Below are 20417 nucleotides of genomic sequence, written 5' to 3' on the forward strand. Positions count from 1 at the left end.
AATCTGTCCTCTAGGATTTGATTGGATCGTGATGCCTAACGGTATTTCAGCAAACGCCGCTCAAGCTGGATAATAATCTGCTCGAGCACTACGGCGATGATCATAATGAGCACGAGTCCGGTGAAAATCCCCGTCGTATCCAGCATGTTCGACGAGTAGGAGATATAGAAGCCCAGACCTCTGTTTGCCCCTACCAGCTCGGCAATGACGGAACCAATCAAGGCCATTCCGATATTCAGCCTTAAACTGGTCAATATCCAGACGGTAATGGAGGGAAACACCACCCATTTGAGCTTGTGGTTCCATCTGCCCTTGAATGTACTCATCATGTCCAGAAGGTCCTTGTCAATATTCCTTACCCCTTCATAGGCGTTATAGAAAGCCACGAAGATGACCATGGCGACAACCATCAGGATTTTGGAGGACATGCCGATGCCGAACCATACGATGAAGAGCGGGGCAAGCGACACCCGGGGCAGGCTGTATAAGGCCATGACATAAGGATAAATCCATTTTTGAAAAATACCGCTGAAGGAAATGAGAATACCGAGCAGCGTTCCTCCAACCATCCCGATCAGAAGTCCGACAATCGATTCCTGCAGCGTGACGCTCATATGGAACCATAAATCACCGTCGACCGTCATATCATAAATCCGCTTGATTATAAGCGAAGGCTTGCTGACCCAGAAGGAATTGAAGGCTCTGCCTGACAGAAGCTCCCATAGACCCACAGTCACGATGAATACTGCGATTCTCCCCAGCCAAATGGCGGTATTGCCAGCCTCGCCGCGCCTTGACGAGCGGGGTCCGGGAGTAACGACTTTGGATTTTGATGACATGTTCAAAGCCTCCTAAAAATTTTACGTAGCTTGACTTGCATTCCCGGTAGCGAGGCTTATATTTCGTTGGACATTTGATTCCAGATTTCCCTCTGCAGCTCCTTGAATACGGGATCGAAGCGGATATCGTAAAAAGGGCGGGGGCGCTTCAGATTGATTTTGAACTCGGCCTTGATGCGTCCGGGACGGGCAGACATGACGATGACCCGGTCGGATAATGCGATGGCTTCCTCAATATCATGGGTAATAAACAATACGCTTTTGCCGACCTTCTCCCATATCTTCAGAAATTCTTCCCCGATCTTGACGCGCGTCTGCGCATCCAGAGGGCCGAACGGCTCGTCCATCAAATAAATATCCGGATCATAAGCAAAGGTGCGGGCCAGCGCCACCCGCTTCCTCATACCGCCCGACAGCTGCTTGGGATGATAGTCCCGGAATCCTTCCAGTCCGACCATCTTAAGCAGGCGCTCCGCCTCCCTGATCTGCTCGTCCCTTGGCAATCCTTTGATTTCCAGCGGAAGCCGGACATTGTCAAAAGCCGTCTTCCATGGCAGCAGGGCGTCGTTCTGAAACACCATCCCCACTTGATCGGGAACACCCTGAACCATCTGACCGTCAATGTAGGCCGCTCCCTCAGCCGGCTGGAGCAGGCCGGATACAACCTTGAGCAGCGTTGATTTGCCGCAGCCGCTGGGTCCTACCACCGAGACGAATTCCCCGTCCGCCACCGACAGCTGAACCTTCTCCAGAGCAACTGTGGTTTGGGTTTTTGTATAATATTCTACCTTTAAATCCCGAATCTCAAGTTTCGGACGATTGCTGTTCTCCATGCGTGATGACCTTCTCCCCTACTGATTTCTCTACCCTTGCCGGTCCCTGAGGGGACTGCAGTTGCTCCAGTCCGCTGCGCAGCGTCTGGATAGCAAGCTCGCGAAGCCTGTATTGTTTCTGCGCTTCTCTTAGCGAAATCGCCTGAAAACGCACCCTGCCGCCAGGATTGACCTGGGCCAGCAGCGGCAGATCTGTAGAGATGACCTGCGCGATCTTCGGATAACCTCCGGTCGTTTGGCGATCGGCCATTAGCACAATCGGATTCCCATCCGGCGGCACCTGAACCGTTCCGAACGTTACGGCTGCGGATATCATCTCCGCCTTATTCTTAAGCTCCAGCTTGCTTCCTGCAAAACGGTAGCCCATCCGGTCGGATTGCGGCTGAACCGCATAGGGCTCGCTGAAGAAATTGGACAAGCTCTCTCCTGTGAACAACTGGTATTCCTCCCCGACGATCACCTGCACCGTCGGATCCGGGGAATAAGGCGGGAGGATATCCGGCGTCACCGACCAATGGCTGACAGCGCCGGATTCGTCCGCTTTGGGCGCCAGCAGGTCCAGCATGCTCAAACTGCGGGCGGACATGCTGCCAATGGGAAGCTCGTCTCCCAGGCGAAGCGCGCGGCCTTGGAAGCCGCCGATTCCCGCCCGCAGATAAGTCGAACGGCTGTTCATCTCAAGCGGCACATCCAGTCCTCCGCCAACCGCGAGATAGGCGCGGCAGCCCCGACTCATCCTGCCGAACTTCAGACGGCTTCCCTCCGGCGCGTATATCGTTCTCCACAATGGAAGGGGCGTGCCATTCAGCGTTGGGGACAAATCGCCGCCGCATATGGAGATCAGAGCCGGACCTTCAAATCGGATTTCCGGACCGATTATAGTAATCTCCAGACCCGCGTCCGTCTCCTCGTTGCCCACCAGCAGGTTGGCCACCCTCAGGGCGAAGGAATCCATGGCCCCGCCTACGACAACGCCGTATTTTTGAACGCCGAATCTGCCGGAATCCTGAACCGTAGTCAACAGCCCGGGTTTGTTTATCAACAGACTCATGACTTATGTTCCTCCCATTGATCGAACTCCATGCGCGGAATCGGATAAAAGCGGACGATGTCACCCGCTTTTAACAAGGTTGGCGGCATAAGCTCCGGAAGAAACAATCGTGTAGGGGTTCTGCCGATCAGCTGCCAGCCTCCCGGCGTTTCTATGGGGTAAACCCCTGTCTGGTCTCCCGCGATTCCTACGGTTCCAACCGGTATCGACAGTCGCGGGGTTGACCTGCGCGGGGTTGCGATCCGTTCCGACATGCCGCCCAGATAAGCAAAGCCCGGGGCAAAACCGAGCATGTACACCAGATAATCCGCAGATGTATGAATGCTTATCACCTCTTCGGGCAATAATCCATTATGATCTGCCACCGCATCCAGATCCGGTCCAAGATCGCCGCCGTAGCATACCGGTATATTGACAATCCTCTCCGGCTCGTCGGAAATATCCTTCAGCTGCAAGATAATGTTATTCATTAATGCGGCAGCGATTTGAAAGGGGAAATCCCTATCTTCCTGCCCCACCTCATCCGCATATTCCGTCATCAGCGTCAAGCCTTCGTAATAGATGGTAACCGACGTGAACGCCGGCACGTATTCAATCAGCCCGTTAAAAGGATGGCGCTCCAGATAGTCGGATAGCTGTCTGACCCGTTTGTGGGTCTCCAGACTTATGACATCCCCTAATTTAACAATCAGCCCGGAATCGCCGAGCGGAACGATCTTTACTTCCCCTGAAGGGGTCAGTCCGCTGTTCATCATGCCGGAACGACACCTCTTCGCATATTAAACCCATCCTTGCCGGTCGGGAATAATGCCCTGCCCGGCAGCATCGGTGATAATCTCAATGATTCATAACGATTAGTGTTGTATGTCATGAACAACCTCCTGAAGATTGAAAGCAAAAAGATAATCGTAACTCTCTTCCAATTCACCGCCTTTTGTCATTCGGGTAGCCATATTATATAATTAAATTCCGAATTTCGGTATCTTATATCCGAATTTTGAAACCCGATATATACGATCATTATAGTAGGTAATCAGCAAAAATCAAGAGGAAATTAATTTTTTGTCGATTTATGTTATGTCAACCAGGCATGATTCATTCTCCCAGCCATTTTGGTGTATACTGGATAGGCGATATTTTGAATATGGAAATGAATAAGCAGCGCGCAGCACAGGAGGAAAAAGTGTTAAATAAAAACAAAACCATCATCCGGTCCATGGATCTGCTTAATCTTTTTTTGACCCATACGAGACTGACCATTAATGAAATCTCGCAGCACTCCGGCGTGCCCAAAACATCCGTCCACCGGATGATCGGATCGCTTGAAGAGATGGGATTTCTGCATAAAGATAAGAACGGACAATACTCACTTGGCCTTATGTTTCTGCAGTTCGGGAATTTGGTCGCGGAACGGCTGGACATCCGGCATATTGCCCTGCCGGTCATGCAGAAGCTGCGCGACGATGTTGAAGAAGCGGTCCATCTCATCCTGAAGGATGGCCATGAGTCCATCTATATCGAGAAGCTGGATACGGATCATCCCGTCAGACTGTTCACAAAAATTGGCAGGAAGGCTCCACTGTATGCGGGGGCGTCCTCGCGGATTTTTCTAGCTTTTATGCCGGAGAATGAGAGAGAGGCGTATCTGGAAGAGGTCGAGCTGAAGCCGATCGGCTCAGGAACTATCCTGAGCAAGGAGAAGCTGCGCGAAGCGCTGGAGCTGTCCAGACTGACAGGCTACAGCTTCAGCCGCTCCGAGCTTGAGAACTATACGGCAGAGCTGAGCGCGCCTATCTTCGACCATTCGGATCAAATCGTGGCGGCGATCAGTATCGCGGGGCTTAATGTACGGTTCGGGGAAGAGCAAATGCCCGCCCTGATCCTCAAGGTGAAGCATGCAGCGGATGAAGTGTCCCGCAGGCTTGGCTGCACGACTCCTGTTGGCCTTACCCGATAGCGGATTCATTGAACAGCAGAAAAAGAGGATGGCCCGCGCCGTCCTCTTTTTGCTTAGGAGTATGTTCGATAGAGCCAATTAATCGGATCAGCTCAGAATAGGATCGGACCATTCATTGAATAGGAATGCCTGCAGCTAGTCGCGGGTCGAATAATGATAATCTCTGTATTCCTGAGGCGTGCAGCCGACCCATTTTTTAAACAAGTAGATGAAATAGGCCGAGGTTTGAATGCCGACCCTCTCCGTGACCTCATACACCTTGATACCGGGATCCTGCAGCAGCTCCTTGGCAAGCTGGATGCGGGTTTCCTGGACAAAATCGGAGATGGTCTTGCCCATTTCCTTTTTGAACAATACGCTGAGATAGCTGGCGTTCAGATTGAATTGCTCGGCAAGCTGCTTGACGGTCCAATTCTCCTGCACCCGTTCCCCGATAAAGCTGGCTACCTTCCGGATCAGGTTGTGCTGCTGGTTGCTGTGCTCCTTCTTGTCGATCAGCATATATCGGTCCACATGCTCGATCAGAAGCTCGATAATCTGCCCTGTGCTGCTGCAGTCCAGCAGCCGGCGCCACATCAGAATATTCAATTCCCCGTCGGATCCGCTGGTTGGCTTAAGGGTCCGAACGAGCTCGCTGAGAAAATTCATGCCAAACGCCTGCACATAAGAGAAGGAAAACGTCTCCTGGGCCTGCAGCAGATCAAAGATCTGATTCATATAATCGCCGACCGCCTTCACGTCGCCCGATTCCATGAGTTTGACGACATTGGGCATAAACTCCTCGCGCAGGCGGAAGTCCTTGAATTCAGTCGAATCCCTGTTCTCATGCCGGATAATTTGTCCGTCTTCAATAAGACGCGCCTGCGCCATCATGAACTTGACTTCCTTGTAGAACAGCGGCACCTCGTTCCACTGGCTCCCCATCCGGCTGCAGCCGATCGTAACCGTGGAGCTGTACTGCTCCAGCATCATTTTCTGGATAAACTGCAGCTGCCTCTCTACCCGCACACGCGCCTCTGGAGTCGGATTCAAATGCAGGACGGCTATTTCATCCGGGGCAATCTGCGCCATGTAGAGCTGCTCCAGATCGGACAATCCAACGTCTACGGTTTTTCTGAAGCCGCTTCCAAGAAGCACTCTGTCTTTGGCTTCCTTGCCTGAAGACAGAAAATAATCAAGTCCGATAACCATGATCCATAGACCCCGGATTCTTCCCGGCAGCTCCATGAGGCTGCTCCAGGAAGAGAGCATTTCCTCGGTCTGGGGGATCTCCGCAATCAAATCGCTGACGAAGCGCTCCTTCACCAGCCGGAGACTTCCCGATACCTTTTTCTCCAGATCGCTGGTCTGCTCGACAACACTCCGCATCTTATCCAATGTGATCTTAAGCGCAGTCAGCCGGCTTGACACTTCATCAAGCTTGAGCGGCTTTAACACATACGCCTGCGCGCCGACATGAATGGCATCCTGGACAAATTCGAATTCATTATAGCCGCTGATCATCAGAACCTGAATTTGCGGATAAAGCGTCTTGGCCTTCGCTACCAGCTCAATGCCGTTCATACCGGGCATCGACACATCGGAAATAAGCACATCGAAGGACGATTCGCCCATCAGCTCCAGCGCCTCTTCCCCCGATTCCGCCGAAACGGGATCGTCATAGCCCAGCTCCTGCCATTTGATATAGCGGACAAGCCCTATAATATTAGAAGGCTCATCATCGACAATCAGCACTTTGAGCAATTTACTGTTCCCTCCTGATGATCGGCTGCTCCGGGCAAACCGGAAATACGATAGAAACCAAGGTCCACTCGCCTGCCGCGCTTTCCATAGTGAACGTTCCGTTTTCCCCGAAATAGAGAGCAAGCCTTTCCTTGATGTTGGACGTCCCGAACCCGTTGCCCTTCCCTACATGCGTTCCCTCTTCAATCGCGCTCAGGATATCCCCGGGAATGCCCTGGCCGTTATCATAGACGGACATCCGGATATTCCCGCCTTCTCTTGAAACGGAAATGCGAATGACCGCATTCTTCCTGCGTGTAATGGCCCCGTGCAAGTAACAGTTCTCCACAATCGGCTGCAGCACCGTCTTGATCGTATAGAAGTCAAGCACAGAGCTGTCGATATCCCATTCGATCTGAATCCGGTCCGGGTACCGGAGCTGCTGAATATCCAGGTAAGCTTTGACATGCTCCAGCTCTTCGCGGATCCGGATGACGCTGATCTTGTTATTCAAGGCCAGCCGGTAAAAGGTCGTCAGCGCGTCGATGATCACAATTTGCTCGGAATCCTGCACATCGAGCGCCCGCCAGCGGATCAGGCTGAGCGAATTGTAGATGAAGTGGGGATTGACCTGCGCCTGCAGCGCCTTAAAGGCCTGCTCCTTCTCCTTCAACCCGGCCCGCGTGATGCCCTCCACCAGCTTCCCGAGCCGCTCCGACATGGAATTGAACATATTCTCCAATTCGCCTACCTCATCTTTCTCATGATTGCGGACGTTCACTTCAAATTCGCCCCGGGAAAGATCGCTCATCCGGCTGCCCAGCTTGCGGATGCGCCGGACGATGTTTTTGACAATGGTCATCATGAGGAAGATCGACAGCAGCAGGAAAAAGAGCGTGATGCCGACAATCAGATACAGCACCGTCCTGTTCTGACTGCCCATATATTTCATATGAACTAATGCCACCACGTTCCAGTGGGAGGAGAGGGGCTTGGTAATCAGCAGCTCCTTGACCTGGGTCAAATCATAAACACCCGCCTCATCCCCATCCTCTCCGGCGTCCGGCCATTCTTTTGACAACATAAGGCTGCCGATCCTTGCCTTGTCCGACGCTGCGAGAATCCTCCGCGATTCATCCACAATGTACAGGCTCCCGTCGCCATTGAAGGGATGGTCAAGCAGTTCGCCGAAAACGGCATCATAATTAAGCAGAATATAGACCATCCCGAGCACATTCCCCGAGGCGCTGATGATTTTGCGCGTAATGACGATCTGCTTCGGATTATCGCGTGCATTGCTCCATTGAAGCGGACTCGACGATTTCATTGCGTCGTTGTACCACGAACGCTCGTCTCTGCCTGCCAGCATTCTCTCCTCCGGCCGCCACAGCAGCTGCCCGTCCTGGACCAGCGTCTCATTGGTATGATAAATGCGGAAATCAGCGATACCGGGCAAATATCTGCTCGTAATCAGGAATGTGCGGTCCACATAATTGACCGTATCCACAATCTCGGGCATATCCATATATTCCCGTTCGAGCCGGGCGATCAGCTCGCCGTCGGTGGCCGTGCGGACGGCAAGCAAATCATAGCTTTGCTTGGCGAAATCGACATTGCGGGCGGTTTGCCGGACTGTCTCGTCGAGCGTAACCAGATAGCTGTGATGGAAGCTGCGGATCACCAAATAGATAGCGCCGCCGCCAAGGACAAGTGTGGGCAGCAGCAGGATCAGGCCGTACAGGATTAAAATTTTGCTGCGCAGATTCATCCCGCGGGTGAACCCGATGATCATTCTTTCCAACCACAATTTCAAAGCACTGCACTCCTTTCACATGCACCAACCATATCATATGCATGGTGAAGCACGCATAAACGGGAGCCGTCCTTGTTGGACGGTTCCCGTTTCCTGATGAGCTAAAATGATGTCCGAGCTTCATCGGAAGCAGCCCTTCAAGACTGCTTCCCTTATTTCAACCGGACCTTTTGCGCTAGGCTTTTGCTGTTTCCTGCAGCGTCTGGTTCCATTCTTCCTTGAGCTCGCTCCAGTGCGCGCGCTTCTCGATGGCGGCCTGGAAATCCTTCCAGGCTGACTCGAATGCGGCGTCGTCCTTGGCCATGATCAACTTGGCCTTAAACTCCTTGCGCACATTTTCCAGCTCAGGCAGGTATTTCTCCCATAGGCCTCCCGCCTTCGCCTTCACCATATCCTGCGGCTCGGCGATGCGGATTCCGCCCATCTTGCCGATTTGCTCAGAGAAGTCGATTGTTTTCTGACGGCCCTTCGGCTCGGTTACGCCGTAGTTCCACCACGGATACCATTCATTGCTGTAGGAAGAGGCCATATACAGACCGGGATTCGTGCTCGCGACCTTCGCCGCGTCCCCGGAATCGTGCAGCTCCTGGTAGTTTTTATCGGTGAAAACCCATAGTCCGAGCGGCTTATCCACCCAGTCCCAGAATACGCCGGCTGGTCCTTCGGCGGCAACCTGCTGCTGCTCGGGATTTTGCGTCAGCGTATAATCGAAGAATTTCAGAATGGCTTCCAGGTTTTTCGTGTCTTTATTAATAAATACATCATCGGCCGGATACGGATTGACGATCTGATTGGCGCCGATGGCGCTCACCCCGTCGACCTGCGGGTATGGAACGGCCTCATAGTACCATGCCGGCTCCGTCGGTCCATCCAGAACCTCCCACAAATGCGCGTCCATATTGAAGAATCCGCCGGCGTTCATCGCGATGCGTCCCGTTTTGTTTTTCTCCTTGTAGCGCTCGCTCTTGTCCGTGATCGCCTCGTGATCCAGAAGATTCGCACGGTACATCTTGTTCATCCATTGGTAGGCGGCTTTATATTGGGGATTATCATAAATAAATTCGTAGCCGTCACCCTTTTTCTGAACCGGAATGACGCCTCCCGCAGTGGCGGTCGACACCCCGAACGTACTCAGAATCACGTTCTCGTCATTCGCATCCGAGAGGAAGCTCAGCGGAATGAGCGGCTTGCCCGATTCATCCGTCTGCTTCGCCGCGAGTTCCAGATATTTCTCCACGCCGCCGATCGTTTTGAGATCGTCTACGGTCAGACCGGTTTTCTCCAATACGTCGGAGCGGACGAACCAGCCAAGGGAGGCCCAGCCCGGCCACGGATCTTCGGGATTCTGGTCGAACCATGTCGGAATCGACCAGATATGGCCGTCCTTATCCTTCATCGCGTCCAGATACAGCTTGGGGATCGCCGCGAGTCCGGGATATTTGTCAGGCATATCAAAATATTGCTCAAGCGGAAGAACCGTGTTTGAGCGGATCATGGCCGACGTAACCACATCGCCGCGGGCAAAAATTGCCGCGTCATCAAAGCCTCCGGTGTTCAGCTTCAGATTAAGCGCTGTCATGGCATCGCCCTGCGTAGCCTCCAGCTGCACGTCGATGCCCGGCTCATTCTCTCTCCAGTAAGTTTGTACCTTACTGTCATTGTTGATCGTTGCCGTCCAGCCGAGCCACAGCTTGAAGGCTTTGGACCCGCCGGCTCCCTCAGCGGCATTCGTTCCGCCGTCAGCGGCTGAGCCGCTGCCGGAGTCTGCATTGCCATTCGAACCTCCGCTGCCGTTCGAGCATGCCGCCACCAGAAACATAAGCAGCGCAAGGGTCATGACCCCCAGCCATCTTGCTCTCTTTTTACGTATAATCATGAATTGCTTCCCCTTCCCTTTTCTCGTTTGGTATTTGATGTTTCCTTATACCCGCCGCTTTTCTCTTACCCTTTGACAGAGCCGATCAGGACTCCTTTGACAAAATACTTCTGCAAAAACGGATAGATACAAAGAATCGGAAGCGCGCTGACCATGACGGTTGCCATTTTGATGGACATCAAGGTGACATTGGAAATCATCGAGCCTCTGGCCAGCGCCTCCTGATTATTATTCGAGCCAAGAACCGCCGATATGTCCTGCGCGGACAAAAGCTGCTGCAGAAACGTCTGGACGGGGATGAGATTCTGGTCCGAGACGTAGAAGGCCCCGGCGAACCAGTCATTCCAGTGCCAGACTGCGGTGAACAATCCGAGTGCCGCCAGCATGGGCTTGGAGAGCGGTAAAATAATGATAAGCAGAATCCGGAAGGGATTCGCGCCGTCAATTTCCGCCGATTCGGTCAGCGCTTCGGGAATGCCCTGAATGAATTTCATCATGACGAACATATTCCAGGCTGAGAACGCGGATGGAATAATGTACACCCAGAACGAGTTGAGCAAAGACAAATCGTTAAGCTGGATATATAAAGGGATCAATCCGCCGCTAAACAGCATCGTGATCAGGATATAGCTGAGAATAACCTGCCGAAACGGCAGCTGCCGGTAAGACAAGCCGAACGCGACCAGAATCGTTACGAGCAGTCCAATGATCGTTCCAATAATGGTACGGGCGATCGTAATCAGATAGGCATGCTGGATGACGGAATTGCCGAGAACCACCTCGAAGTTATAAAGCGTAAATTTCCGCGGCCACAGATAAACGCCGCCTTTGGCCGCATCACTCCCCACATTAAGAGCAATGGAAAGCATGGACATGAAGGGATAGATGACCGATGCACACAATAGAAGCATCAGCGCAATGATAATAATCTGGCTGATCTTGTCGCCTGCTGAACGTTTCATTCCTTACCAAAGCCCCTCCCCGTTGAATTTCCGTGACAGCTGATTCGTACAGAGCACCAGGATCAAGCTGACGATGGAGGAAAGCAGCCCGACTGCCGTTGCCATACCGAAATAACCTTGCTGCAGGCCGCTGCGCAGAATGTACGTGTCCAGCACATCCGCTACCGGCTGATTGGCCGGATTCATAAGCGGATAGATCTGATCCATCCCGACGGCTATGAGACTTGGCATACTCAGGATCAGTACGATGGAGATCGTGGGCAGAATGCCGGGCAAGGTAATGCTGCGCATTTGCGCCAGCTTGCCGGCTCCCTCTACCTTGGCCGCTTCATAGAGCTGCGGATCGATCGTGGTGATGGCCGCCAGGTACAGAATCGTATTCCAGCCGACTTCCTTCCACAAGCCGCTCGCCACGATCATCGGACGAAACCATTCCGTCGATCCGAGGAAGAAGACCGGCTCGCCGCCCATATTGACAATCAGCTGGTTGACGATCCCTCCGTCCAGAGTAAGCAGGGATTGCAGCATATAGGCGACGACGATCCAGGAGAAAAAGTGGGGCAGATAGCTGACAGACTGGACGAACCGCTTGAAGCCGGTATGTCTCAACTCATTAATGAGGAGCGCTAGAATAATGGGTGCAGGGAAACCGAAAACAAATTTGAGCACGGCGATATAAAGCGTGTTGCCTACCACAACCCAGAACTGGTCATCCTGCAAAAAAGAAAAGTTTTCAAATCCGACCCATGGACTGTTCCACATCGTAAGGCCGATATGAAAATCTTTGAACGCTACTTGAATGCCGACCATCGGAACATAGCTGAACAAGAACAGCAGGACAACGGCCGGTACAATCATCGTGTACTGCCAGCGGTATTTTGTCAGTCTCGCAAACATTATGTCACCCCTTTGCACTCATTATAGGGTTTGAATGTAAGCAGTTCCATATCACAACGATTGGATTTCCATCGTTTTGATTGGAGAAAAAAGCAGGCAAGGAAATCGCATAGGGCAGCTGTCTGAGGAAAAAGCTCTCTATTTGGCTTTGGGTGCTGCAGAGTTTTTTCGGGGAATGCTATCCTTTTTACTATAGGATTCTGTTCCAAAGGTTTGCCTAAAACAAACCGTTTTGGTAAGTTTAAATCTACTTATACCTCGGGGAGGTCGGGATATGCGCTACTATAAGCCCCATGAGATTGCCAGAGAGCTTCATATCAGTACGAGCGCTTTGCGCCATTATGAATCCTGGGGAGTGGTGCCGATCCCCGAACGAGCCGCGAATGGTTATCGGCTTTATACGGTGGTGCATCTGGCTTATTTCCGCTGTCTCCGCACCATGTTCGCCGGCTTTGGCGTTGCCGTCACCTGTGACGTGCTGCGCCATATTCAGAAATCGGATATGGACTCCGCCTTCTGGCTGGTCAACAAGGAACAGGCAAGTCTGCATCATGAAAAAGAAGTAGCCGACCAGACGCTTGCGCTGCTGCAGGATTCCGAGCTCGCCATCCTGGCCGGCAAGAAGCTGAAAAACAGGATGAACATCGGCGAGGCTGCCGCTCTAACCGATGTGCAGGCCTCGGCTATCCGGCACTGGGAGAAGGAAGGGCTGCTGACGCCGGACCGGGATCCCGAGAACGGTTACCGGGTTTTTACGTCCACGCATATCAGACAAATTCTGCTCATCCGCACCTTGAGGCGGACCGTCTATTTTCTGGATAATATGAGGGAAATTGTTCAGGCTGTGGAGCATCATAGCATGGAGAAAGCCAAAAGAGTCACAGAGGATGCCCTGTTAAGCATCCATGAGCGCAACCGCCGGCAAATCTATGGGGTTCATCAATTGGTAGAGCTTTGCAAAGAGGCAGGGTTGGAAACGCAGAGGTAATGCTACTCTTTCATAGCTACAAGGCAAGAAGAGTCGGAACGTACGGACTTTCCTTATTTTCTGCTGATCAAGCGGGCTGTGCGATGCGGTCAAGCCTTCGCATTATTCAATTATTGTCAGAATACTTGTGAGCTTATATTTTTTCATTTTCATCTAAATTATATATTTTATGTAAATATATTACTATTATTCGGATATTCGGGGAAAGCTTAGAAAATCTGATCCTGTAATCCGGCTCATGTTTCATATTACTAGTTGGAATTATCTTCTGTGAATGTTTGAGCCGGCCTGTCGGTTCGTAACTGCCTTACTGGAGCGTTCCTCGGCACCGGATGGGCGCTGCAGCGAGCTTTTTCCGGCTTGCGTGCCCGGAAGTGTGTTAAGTGGTAGTTGACTAATAGGCAACTGCAGTTGCCCCTGAAGTGAATAATAATTGAACATAGTAGAAAGACAAACAAAGCACCTTCAGAACCACTACTGAGTGGGGTCTGAAGATGCCTTGTTTTCATAAAATGATGACAGGGCAGGGGCTGAAAACCATCTTTTGAAATGGCCCCTTTCCTTATTTAAAAGTTAACAGGGCATCAAACCCGCCGAAGCGTTCGGCAAGTTCCAAGGTTTCTCGCGTTAGCTTGTTCTAATATGAACGCCAAAGTACTGCATTGGCGTTCATGATCGAATAAAGCGATCGCTGGTTCCCCATGGCCAACAAGGGATCTTCCATCAGCTTTAAGCCGAGCCATTCACTATTAATCTTAAAAGTTGATTTTTTCCTTTTTTTGATGAAGTTCTGCTTTTAGCCTGGCCGCTGCTATAGCGCCGTAAGCGCCGGCCTCATTCCCAAGTGTCGCCAGTACGATATTCACCGGCAGCGGCGTCAGCTTGGAGGCTCTGTCTCTTACTTCGTTCACATAATAATCCCCGGAGTCTACCACCCCGCCCCCGAGTACGACAACCTCGGGATTGAGCAAAGAAACGGCATTTGCGATTCCTACAGCCATATAATTGAGCGGTCTGTCCATAATCTTCTTCGCAGTCTCATCGCCCTCTGCTGCTGCAGTCACAACATGCTTGGCCTCGATCCGCTCCAGTATTCCGCCTGCCATTTCGAGGATCTTCGATTTGCGGCCGCCTTGACTGAGATAATCGCGCGCCGCAATGCCGATTCCCGTACCGGAGGTGGCCTCTTCGAAGGGGCCGAATTTCTCTCCTTTTCCATGATCATTGTTGATCAAGCAGGAATCGACCACCCAATTCCCGATTTCGCCGGCTGCATTATTTGCTCCTTTATACAGCTCCCCGTTGAAAATAAACGCGCTTCCGATTCCGGTGCCGATAGTTATCATCATCACATGTCGCTTGCCCTGGGCAGCGCCCATCCAATTCTCGCCCCAGGCCGCCATGTTGACATCATTGTCCAAATAAACAGAGCCTGTATAATATTTGAGGATAATCGGCCTTACGTCAATGGCAGGCCATCTAAAGGCAGGCGCATTCGTCAGAATGCCCGCGTTATCTCCAATAACTCCCGGAAATCCAACTCCGATGCCGGAAAGATCATATACTTGCAAACCCCGTTCAACCAACAAAAGAGCAAGCTCTTCGAACAGCCAGCGAAAAAAACTCTCGGGATCAGATTCTGTTGGGGTGCGAAGTTTACTTTTAATAACCGGATTGCCTTGAGGGTCGGCTACACAAACAAATACCTTCGTCCCCCCAACGTCAATTCCTGCCGTATATCCGCTCTCTTGTGTTCTACTCATGGTCATACCTCCATACCGAATCTTACAAATCTTTCAAACTATCCGGGCAACCGTCAGCTTCCCCCTACTCCATCAGCAACTATATCCCCCAACTTCACTTCATCCTCCCTTATTTCACAGTGACAGCCCCGTGATCGGGTCTCCGGGGCCTCACTGTTCATATTTTTTTAAATTTTCAATCCAGAATTACTCTGCGACCATAAGATCGATCAGATTCAACAATGCTTGTGCGGCTTCCGCACGGGTAGTGTTTGATTTCGGAGCAAAGTTTGCAGCCGATTGACCGCGCATTAGCTCAAGCTCAAGCGCTTTGCTAATGTCTGCTTCTGCCCATGACGATACCTGATTATGATCTTTGAAGTCTGCAAGACTGCTGGCATCCATCTGTTTCTTACCGTTCTTATACTCATAAGCACGAACGATCAATACAGCCATTTGTTCCCGCGTAATTGTCGCATTAGGCGCAAATTCCGTGTCCGACAGGCCTTGAATCAAGCCTGCGTCGAAAGCTGCTGCCACATCGGCTGCAAACCAGTCCGATGCCGTCACATCCGCGAAAGCGGTGCTGCTGCCAGTCGCGTCAAGACCAATCGCTCTTACCAATAATGCGGCAAATTCAGCGCGCGTCGTCAGAGCGGACGGCTTGAACTGCGTATCGGACACTCCGTTAATCAGATGCTTGGCCGATAGGATCTGCAGTGACCTGTAAACCCAATGCTTGGATGGGACATCTATGAACGTTTTATCATACTGCATCACTGCATAGGTACCAAGATGAGATACTTTCACGGCTGCGGTATCGTTCGTTATATCGATATCGCCGCCGACGTAATCCCATTTGCCGGTTGTTTCATTGAACGTATAAACTCCCAGCAAGGCTTCATCAAGATCGGATGGATAAGACAATACGATCTCTGCCTGTTCCGTCAATGATGCAAGCTTGCTTTCTTTGCCGTCTTGATCCACGAGAACGAGCTCCAGGTTGTAGGACGATCCGCCAAGCTTGTAGCCTGAGTCAACCTGACCCTTCTCTTCCGGATTCATTCTTACGATAATCTGAGCCTTATCAGATTGACCCTCCAGCTGACCGGCCAATTTCTGAATGACTGCTGCCGGAATCGTCAGCGTTACGCCGGATGCCTGAACCTCCAACGCATTTCCAGCCAGAAGCTCTCCTGCGTTAATCGGGAGCACAGCTTCCGTTTTGCCGTCTTTCAATTCCAGTTTCACTTTGCCGTCCTGTACATGGGCCAGCTCTTCTTTGCTGAATGATTGCTGTGATTCCTTCCCGTCTGTACCAGGAGTCGAAACTGGAGGTGCAGGATAGTAAGGGATTGAAGTATTCTGCCCGCTAATCGCGATCTTCAGTTCTCCCACGACGCCTGAACCGTCATTTGCCGCTGCTTTCACGAGTACATCGCCATCGCCGGCTGCCGTGAGCAGCCCTGTCTCGCTGATTGATGCCGAACCGCCCATTCCAGAGACCGACCAGGTTACTGAAGGATCGCTCGCATACGACGGCGTTACCTCGGCAGTTAACTGAAGTGTGCCTTGGTAGCTCATAATCGAGGTACCATCGCCATCCGCTTTAATGACGATGCCTGTTACCGGGCTAGCCACTTTGTTCGACAGAACAATACCTTCTGAAGCGGAGCCATTCCCGTTTAACGCCGATATTCGGAGACTATAGCTGTCGCCGGAGTTCAATCCGCCGAGAACGAAGGATTGCACGCCTTTGTCCACAATAACCGGTTCAATATTCGCCGGGGTATCTACTGTAATCTTGACTTTACTGAATACAATGTCATCCGGATCCTTCCAGGTCACCTTCAATTGCTTTCCTTCGCCGTCATATTCCGCTTTGGCATTTTGAACCTCGGCAGAATCACGGAGCACCAGCTTCACAGCCTGATTTTTAACTTCAGGGGCTGAGACGAGACTTGGTGACGGGAAGCTTAATGACGCCCCAGTCAGCGTAAATTCTGCATTCCCGTTGTCAATTGAAGCAACATCCTTGGCTTTGAACTGAAGCTTCACGATCGTATCGCTCAAGCTCGTTCTCGGACCTGAGGCCGCCAGCTTCAACTTAACTGTGCCTGGAACGCTTTTATCCACTTTCGATACGGACACTGTTTTTTCTGCAGATACGGCAGATACGAAGTCAAACTTCGTGCTGTCGTAGTTGACATTGACATCTTCCCCGAATACGGAGCTTGTCACGTTCTGCAGTCCCAGATCCAATGAATACGTGCTGCCGGTTGTTGCAGATGCATCTCCGGTCAGTGTTGCTGCCGGTCCATACAGCTCGAATGCGGCAAGATTGAAGCTCGTTGCCGGGTTCGTTGCTGCAAGGCCGGTTACGCCTTGACCCGTCCCTCCGGAACCGATCTGAGGACTGCCCGGACGTTTGCCTTCCATCGTAACGCGGATATACCGCTTGGTGACGGGAGCAAACTGCAAATCGTTCATGGCTGAACCATTGCTGTTTGTTGCGATAAGAACCTTTTTCCAGTTCGTATTGTCATCAGATACTTCAACAGTCAAATTCTGCGCATAATTCGCATAATCCCATCTCATGACTGCCCGGCTGAAGGTTGTGGGTGCTCCCAGATCAACCTTGTACCACTGCGGGTCGGCTCCGGTTGCAGCATTCGTGGAGCTCTGCCATTTGGTAGTCAATGAGCTGCTGTCCAGCGCATTATTCGCGTTATTCGAGCCTTGTGTTGTGGACGCTGTTGCGGTTGTCTTTTTGAATACAAGATTCGTAGAAGTCGGAAGCCCTTTCTGCGGTACAACGATATTGTTGTAGCTGCTGATCTCAACGACAGGAGCAGCATTCCCCAGATCCGACACCTTGTATTGGGCGGTAAGGGTTCTCTCTTCTCCAGGCAGCAGCATGAAGTAGTTATCATCCATCCGCACCGGAGCAACCAGATCCCCGCCCTCGCCTTTCCTGATTTTGGCGAATACCGAATAAGCGATGTTGCTGCCATCATTCTTGATGGTATAGGTGAGCGTCTCCTCAGCGCCGTTAGTTACAGCAGCAGGTGTGCCTGCAATCGACAGCTCAGCCGGTCCCAGCTTCTGAAGATCCGTATAATCCGCATACTGATTTTGCGGGGTTGCATTCCAGTTGTGGCTTGAGTATTTGACCACATCCTTCTTCAGCGATTCCGCATAGGAGTTCACGCTCACAAGATTTCCTGCGTCGTCCCTGAGCTCCAAGCGGATAAAGTAAGTCGGCGATAGGGTGAAATCAGCCTCGTCGATCTGATCAACCGTTGTAATGCCATAAGCCTCGTTGATCTTCCCTCCGAAATCAATATCCTGATAGCCGACCGTTTTCGGAGCCCCGCCCTCGGCTGGTGCAGCCCCGTCTGGCGTAACTGCCAATTGGTTGAAGGTTTTATCATATACTTTCTTGCTGTCAATATTGTAGATTTGCACTTTCGCATTCAATCCGGAATAGGCAGTTTGCGTGCTGTTGACGATCTTGACCTGCTTGGTGCCGTAATCAAATAGAATATGAAGCGGCTCGTTGGCGATCTTTGTTCCGAAATAAGAGCTGTTCGGGTTCAGATAGTAGTCGAACATATTCCAGTACAAGCTCGGCCATGCATTGTTGAGCATCCACTGCACCCAGCCGGACGCATTGGTGTACTTGTTCACCTGGAGCGCTTCATACTGCGCCCGGAATGCGTCGTACTGCTGAACCTGGGCCTTGATATTGAATTCTTCAAGACTGTTGGACTCCCCGTAGTGATTGTCCAAAGCTCTGTTGAAATTCGCAAGATCCTTGAAGCTTCCTCTGGCCGTATGGTAATTCCATTGGGCGAAATTGTCGCCGCCCACATTGTAAGGCCACAGCGTATTCGCCGGCAAAATCTTCTTCATCGTCTCGATCACCGGAATACTCGGGCCCGGACCCGCTTCCGAAGTAAAGCCGAATGCGCCGCCGTCATTCATATCCTCGAAATACATCGCTGGCGGAGCGTAATCATACGTGGCATCCATATGCATGCCGCTGTACGTACCCGTCAATTCCGCCTTCTTGGCGGAGCCGCTGGAAATAATGGCACCATATTCATCCCAATGGATTTTATGCTCCAGATCCAGGAATGCCTGTTCGACCTGCTTGCCCCGTTCGATCGTTCCACCATTTGGCAGATCGTCTCCATAAGAAGGAGGATTGTCGCTTCCGTTCAGCCAGGCAATCATGCTTGGATGAACGCGGGCATTTTGAATTTGCGCCTGCAAGGAATCTTTTACAATATCCAGCTCTGCATCGCTGTAGGCTGCCGGCTGCTGCCATCTGCTGCAGCATACCCAGCCGGTCATGTAGAGAATCCCCTTCTCATCCAGAAGGTCGAGCAGCCGATCATCGAAGAACATGCCTTCGTCGCGGATCGCGTTGAGTCCCATATCGTCAATGTACTGCATGATGGCAACGTTGTTCTCCTGATTGCGGCGGAGTAACAGATCCGTAGGGGAATAACCTCCCGCTTTAATCAGAATCGGCTTATGATTGACATAAAATTGCACCATATCCTTAAGACTGTTTTCATCGGAAGGCGAAACGTTCATCTCCGTATTAATTTCACGAATCCCGAATTTTTGCTTGATCACGTCTGTGACCACATTGTTGGAAGTGAATTTGAATTCAATGGAATACATCGGCTGACCGCCCATATCCTTCGGCCACCAAAGCTGAGGATTTGCGATGTTCAATTCGGCATACTTATCAGAGCCAAAATTAAACTCCTGATCCTCCACCCCTGCGCCCAGCGTAACAGGCTGCGAAACAGCCGCTACCGGTGCACCGCCGGGATCTGTAATCGTTGCAGATAAGGTTCCTTCGATCTCGGAGCTTGTCTTGTTGCTCAGATCGACATAGGCGTTGAGGCTCGCCAGGTTCAGCTCATTATTCACCTTGGAACCGACATATGGGTTGCGCACCTCAACCGAATCGGTCGTGGTAATGAAAACATCCCGCCAAAGTCCCATATTATTGTCGGCCGGTCTTGGCACCCAATCCACCCAGTAGATGGAAAAATCTTTTCCGTAGTCGGATCGCTCTACTGATACGGCAAGGGTATTTTTCGTCACGCCGTCGGCAGTGACATAATCGGTAATATCCAGCTCATACGTCCGGAAGCTGCCTACAATGTTGGAGGAGTCGGCAATCTGATGGCCATTGACCCAGATATTCCCTTTGTACGCAATACCCTGAAAGTTTACGATGATTCTTTTACCCTGCTCCGATTGGGGCAATGTAAAATCTGTGCGGTACCACCAAGGTACTTTAAACTGTTCTTCGTCGATTTTGGACATTCCATCCCCGATATACGGATCTGCTGGAATACCTGGAACACTTCCGTCATTCACGAGGGCGCCCAGTACGGTGCTCGGTACCTGAGTATCGTACCAGCCTGAGGTATCATAACCCGTCGTGGAGATATTTCCGCCGTATGCCGCCTGAATGACGGTTGTACCGTAGGTCGCCTTGGTGGCCGACTGGATTTTCCAGTTGTCTTTGAGCGGATAGACATTGCTTAACGTGACGGCCTTGCTCGAAGAGCCTGGCAAAGGGCCATTATCAACCACTGGTGCTGCATTAACCTTCGTGCTGAGCGGATTGTTAAAGCCGGTAAATATAAGCAATACAGCCATTACAATGTGGTAAGCCTGCTTGAATGATTTGCTTTTTACCATTTCC

13 protein-coding genes are annotated in these 20417 nt (G+C 51.5%); 2 read left to right on the top strand and 11 right to left on the bottom strand.

Translation table 11 applies throughout. The features are described from left to right. Nucleotides 1–35: 35 nt before the first annotated feature. The 4 genes from ACFOLF_RS13305 to pxpB are packed head-to-tail and all read right to left on the bottom strand — an operon-like array spanning nt 36 to nt 3478. Complete coding sequence (locus ACFOLF_RS13305; RefSeq protein ID WP_210046314.1) at nt 36–839, bottom strand: ABC transporter permease; 804 nt, start codon at nt 837–839, stop codon at nt 36–38. Between the two features lie 56 nt (nt 840–895). Further along, on the bottom strand, nt 896–1672 hold the full coding sequence (locus tag ACFOLF_RS13310) for an ABC transporter ATP-binding protein (RefSeq protein WP_210046315.1): 777 nt from the start codon (nt 1670–1672) through the stop codon (nt 896–898). Beyond that, nucleotides 1644–2723, bottom strand: a complete 1080-nt coding sequence (locus ACFOLF_RS13315) for a 5-oxoprolinase subunit C family protein (RefSeq protein ID WP_210046316.1) — start codon at nt 2721–2723, stop codon at nt 1644–1646. Before ACFOLF_RS13315 ends, ACFOLF_RS13310 begins: the two co-directional genes overlap by 29 nt. Beyond that, the gene (gene pxpB / locus ACFOLF_RS13320) at nt 2720–3478 is read right to left on the bottom strand and encodes a 5-oxoprolinase subunit PxpB (protein WP_379113569.1); all 759 of its coding nucleotides are present in this window, start codon (nt 3476–3478) and stop codon (nt 2720–2722) included. The genes ACFOLF_RS13315 and pxpB overlap by 4 nt, the downstream gene beginning before the upstream one ends. 428 nt (nt 3479–3906) lie before the next feature. On the opposite strand from pxpB, the gene ACFOLF_RS13325 reads away from it, so the two are divergent. Further along, a complete protein-coding gene (locus ACFOLF_RS13325) occupies nt 3907–4680 on the top strand; it encodes an IclR family transcriptional regulator (protein ID WP_210046317.1) in 774 nt (257 codons plus the stop codon). A gap of 135 nt (nt 4681–4815) precedes the next feature. Here the strand turns inward: ACFOLF_RS13325 and ACFOLF_RS13330 are convergent, their stop codons facing one another. The 5 genes from ACFOLF_RS13330 to ACFOLF_RS13350 all read right to left on the bottom strand — a co-directional run bounded on the left by ACFOLF_RS13330 (nt 4816) and on the right by ACFOLF_RS13350 (nt 11950). Then, nucleotides 4816–6414, bottom strand: coding sequence for a response regulator transcription factor (locus ACFOLF_RS13330; protein WP_379113576.1), 1599 nt, complete (start codon nt 6412–6414; stop codon nt 4816–4818). A 10-nt stretch (nt 6415–6424) separates the two neighbouring features. Beyond that, nucleotides 6425–8215 (bottom strand): cache domain-containing sensor histidine kinase, encoded by a 1791-nt coding sequence (locus ACFOLF_RS13335; protein WP_379113567.1) that lies wholly within the window; start codon nt 8213–8215, stop codon nt 6425–6427. Nucleotides 8216–8390: 175 nt separating this feature from the next. Further along, nucleotides 8391–10091 carry a hypothetical protein gene (locus ACFOLF_RS13340; protein WP_210046319.1) on the bottom strand — a complete coding sequence of 567 codons (1701 nt, stop codon included), beginning with the start codon at nt 10089–10091 and terminating at the stop codon, nt 8391–8393. A 65-nt stretch (nt 10092–10156) separates the two neighbouring features. Continuing rightward, the gene (locus ACFOLF_RS13345; protein ID WP_210046320.1) at nt 10157–11053 is read right to left on the bottom strand and encodes a carbohydrate ABC transporter permease; all 897 of its coding nucleotides are present in this window, start codon (nt 11051–11053) and stop codon (nt 10157–10159) included. Nucleotides 11054–11056: 3 nt separating this feature from the next. Next, entirely contained in the window at nt 11057–11950 is an 894-nt protein-coding gene (locus tag ACFOLF_RS13350) for an ABC transporter permease (protein ID WP_210046321.1), read from the bottom strand. Nucleotides 11951–12224: 274 nt separating this feature from the next. On the opposite strand from ACFOLF_RS13350, the gene ACFOLF_RS13355 reads away from it, so the two are divergent. Next, nucleotides 12225–12938 carry a TioE family transcriptional regulator gene (locus tag ACFOLF_RS13355; protein WP_210046322.1) on the top strand — a complete coding sequence of 238 codons (714 nt, stop codon included), beginning with the start codon at nt 12225–12227 and terminating at the stop codon, nt 12936–12938. Between the two features lie 755 nt (nt 12939–13693). On the opposite strand, the gene ACFOLF_RS13360 is transcribed toward ACFOLF_RS13355, so the two are convergent. Together ACFOLF_RS13360 and ACFOLF_RS13365 are read right to left on the bottom strand one after the other, a co-directional pair. After that, entirely contained in the window at nt 13694–14701 is a 1008-nt protein-coding gene (locus ACFOLF_RS13360; RefSeq protein WP_210046323.1) for an ROK family protein, read from the bottom strand. A 186-nt stretch (nt 14702–14887) separates the two neighbouring features. Next, nucleotides 14888–20413, bottom strand: coding sequence for an S-layer homology domain-containing protein (locus ACFOLF_RS13365; protein ID WP_210046324.1), 5526 nt, complete (start codon nt 20411–20413; stop codon nt 14888–14890). Nucleotides 20414–20417 lie beyond the last annotated feature (4 nt).

Source organism: Paenibacillus sepulcri (genome assembly GCF_042647105.1).
Classification (GTDB): Bacteria; Bacillota; Bacilli; order Paenibacillales; family Paenibacillaceae; genus Paenibacillus_Z; species Paenibacillus_Z sepulcri.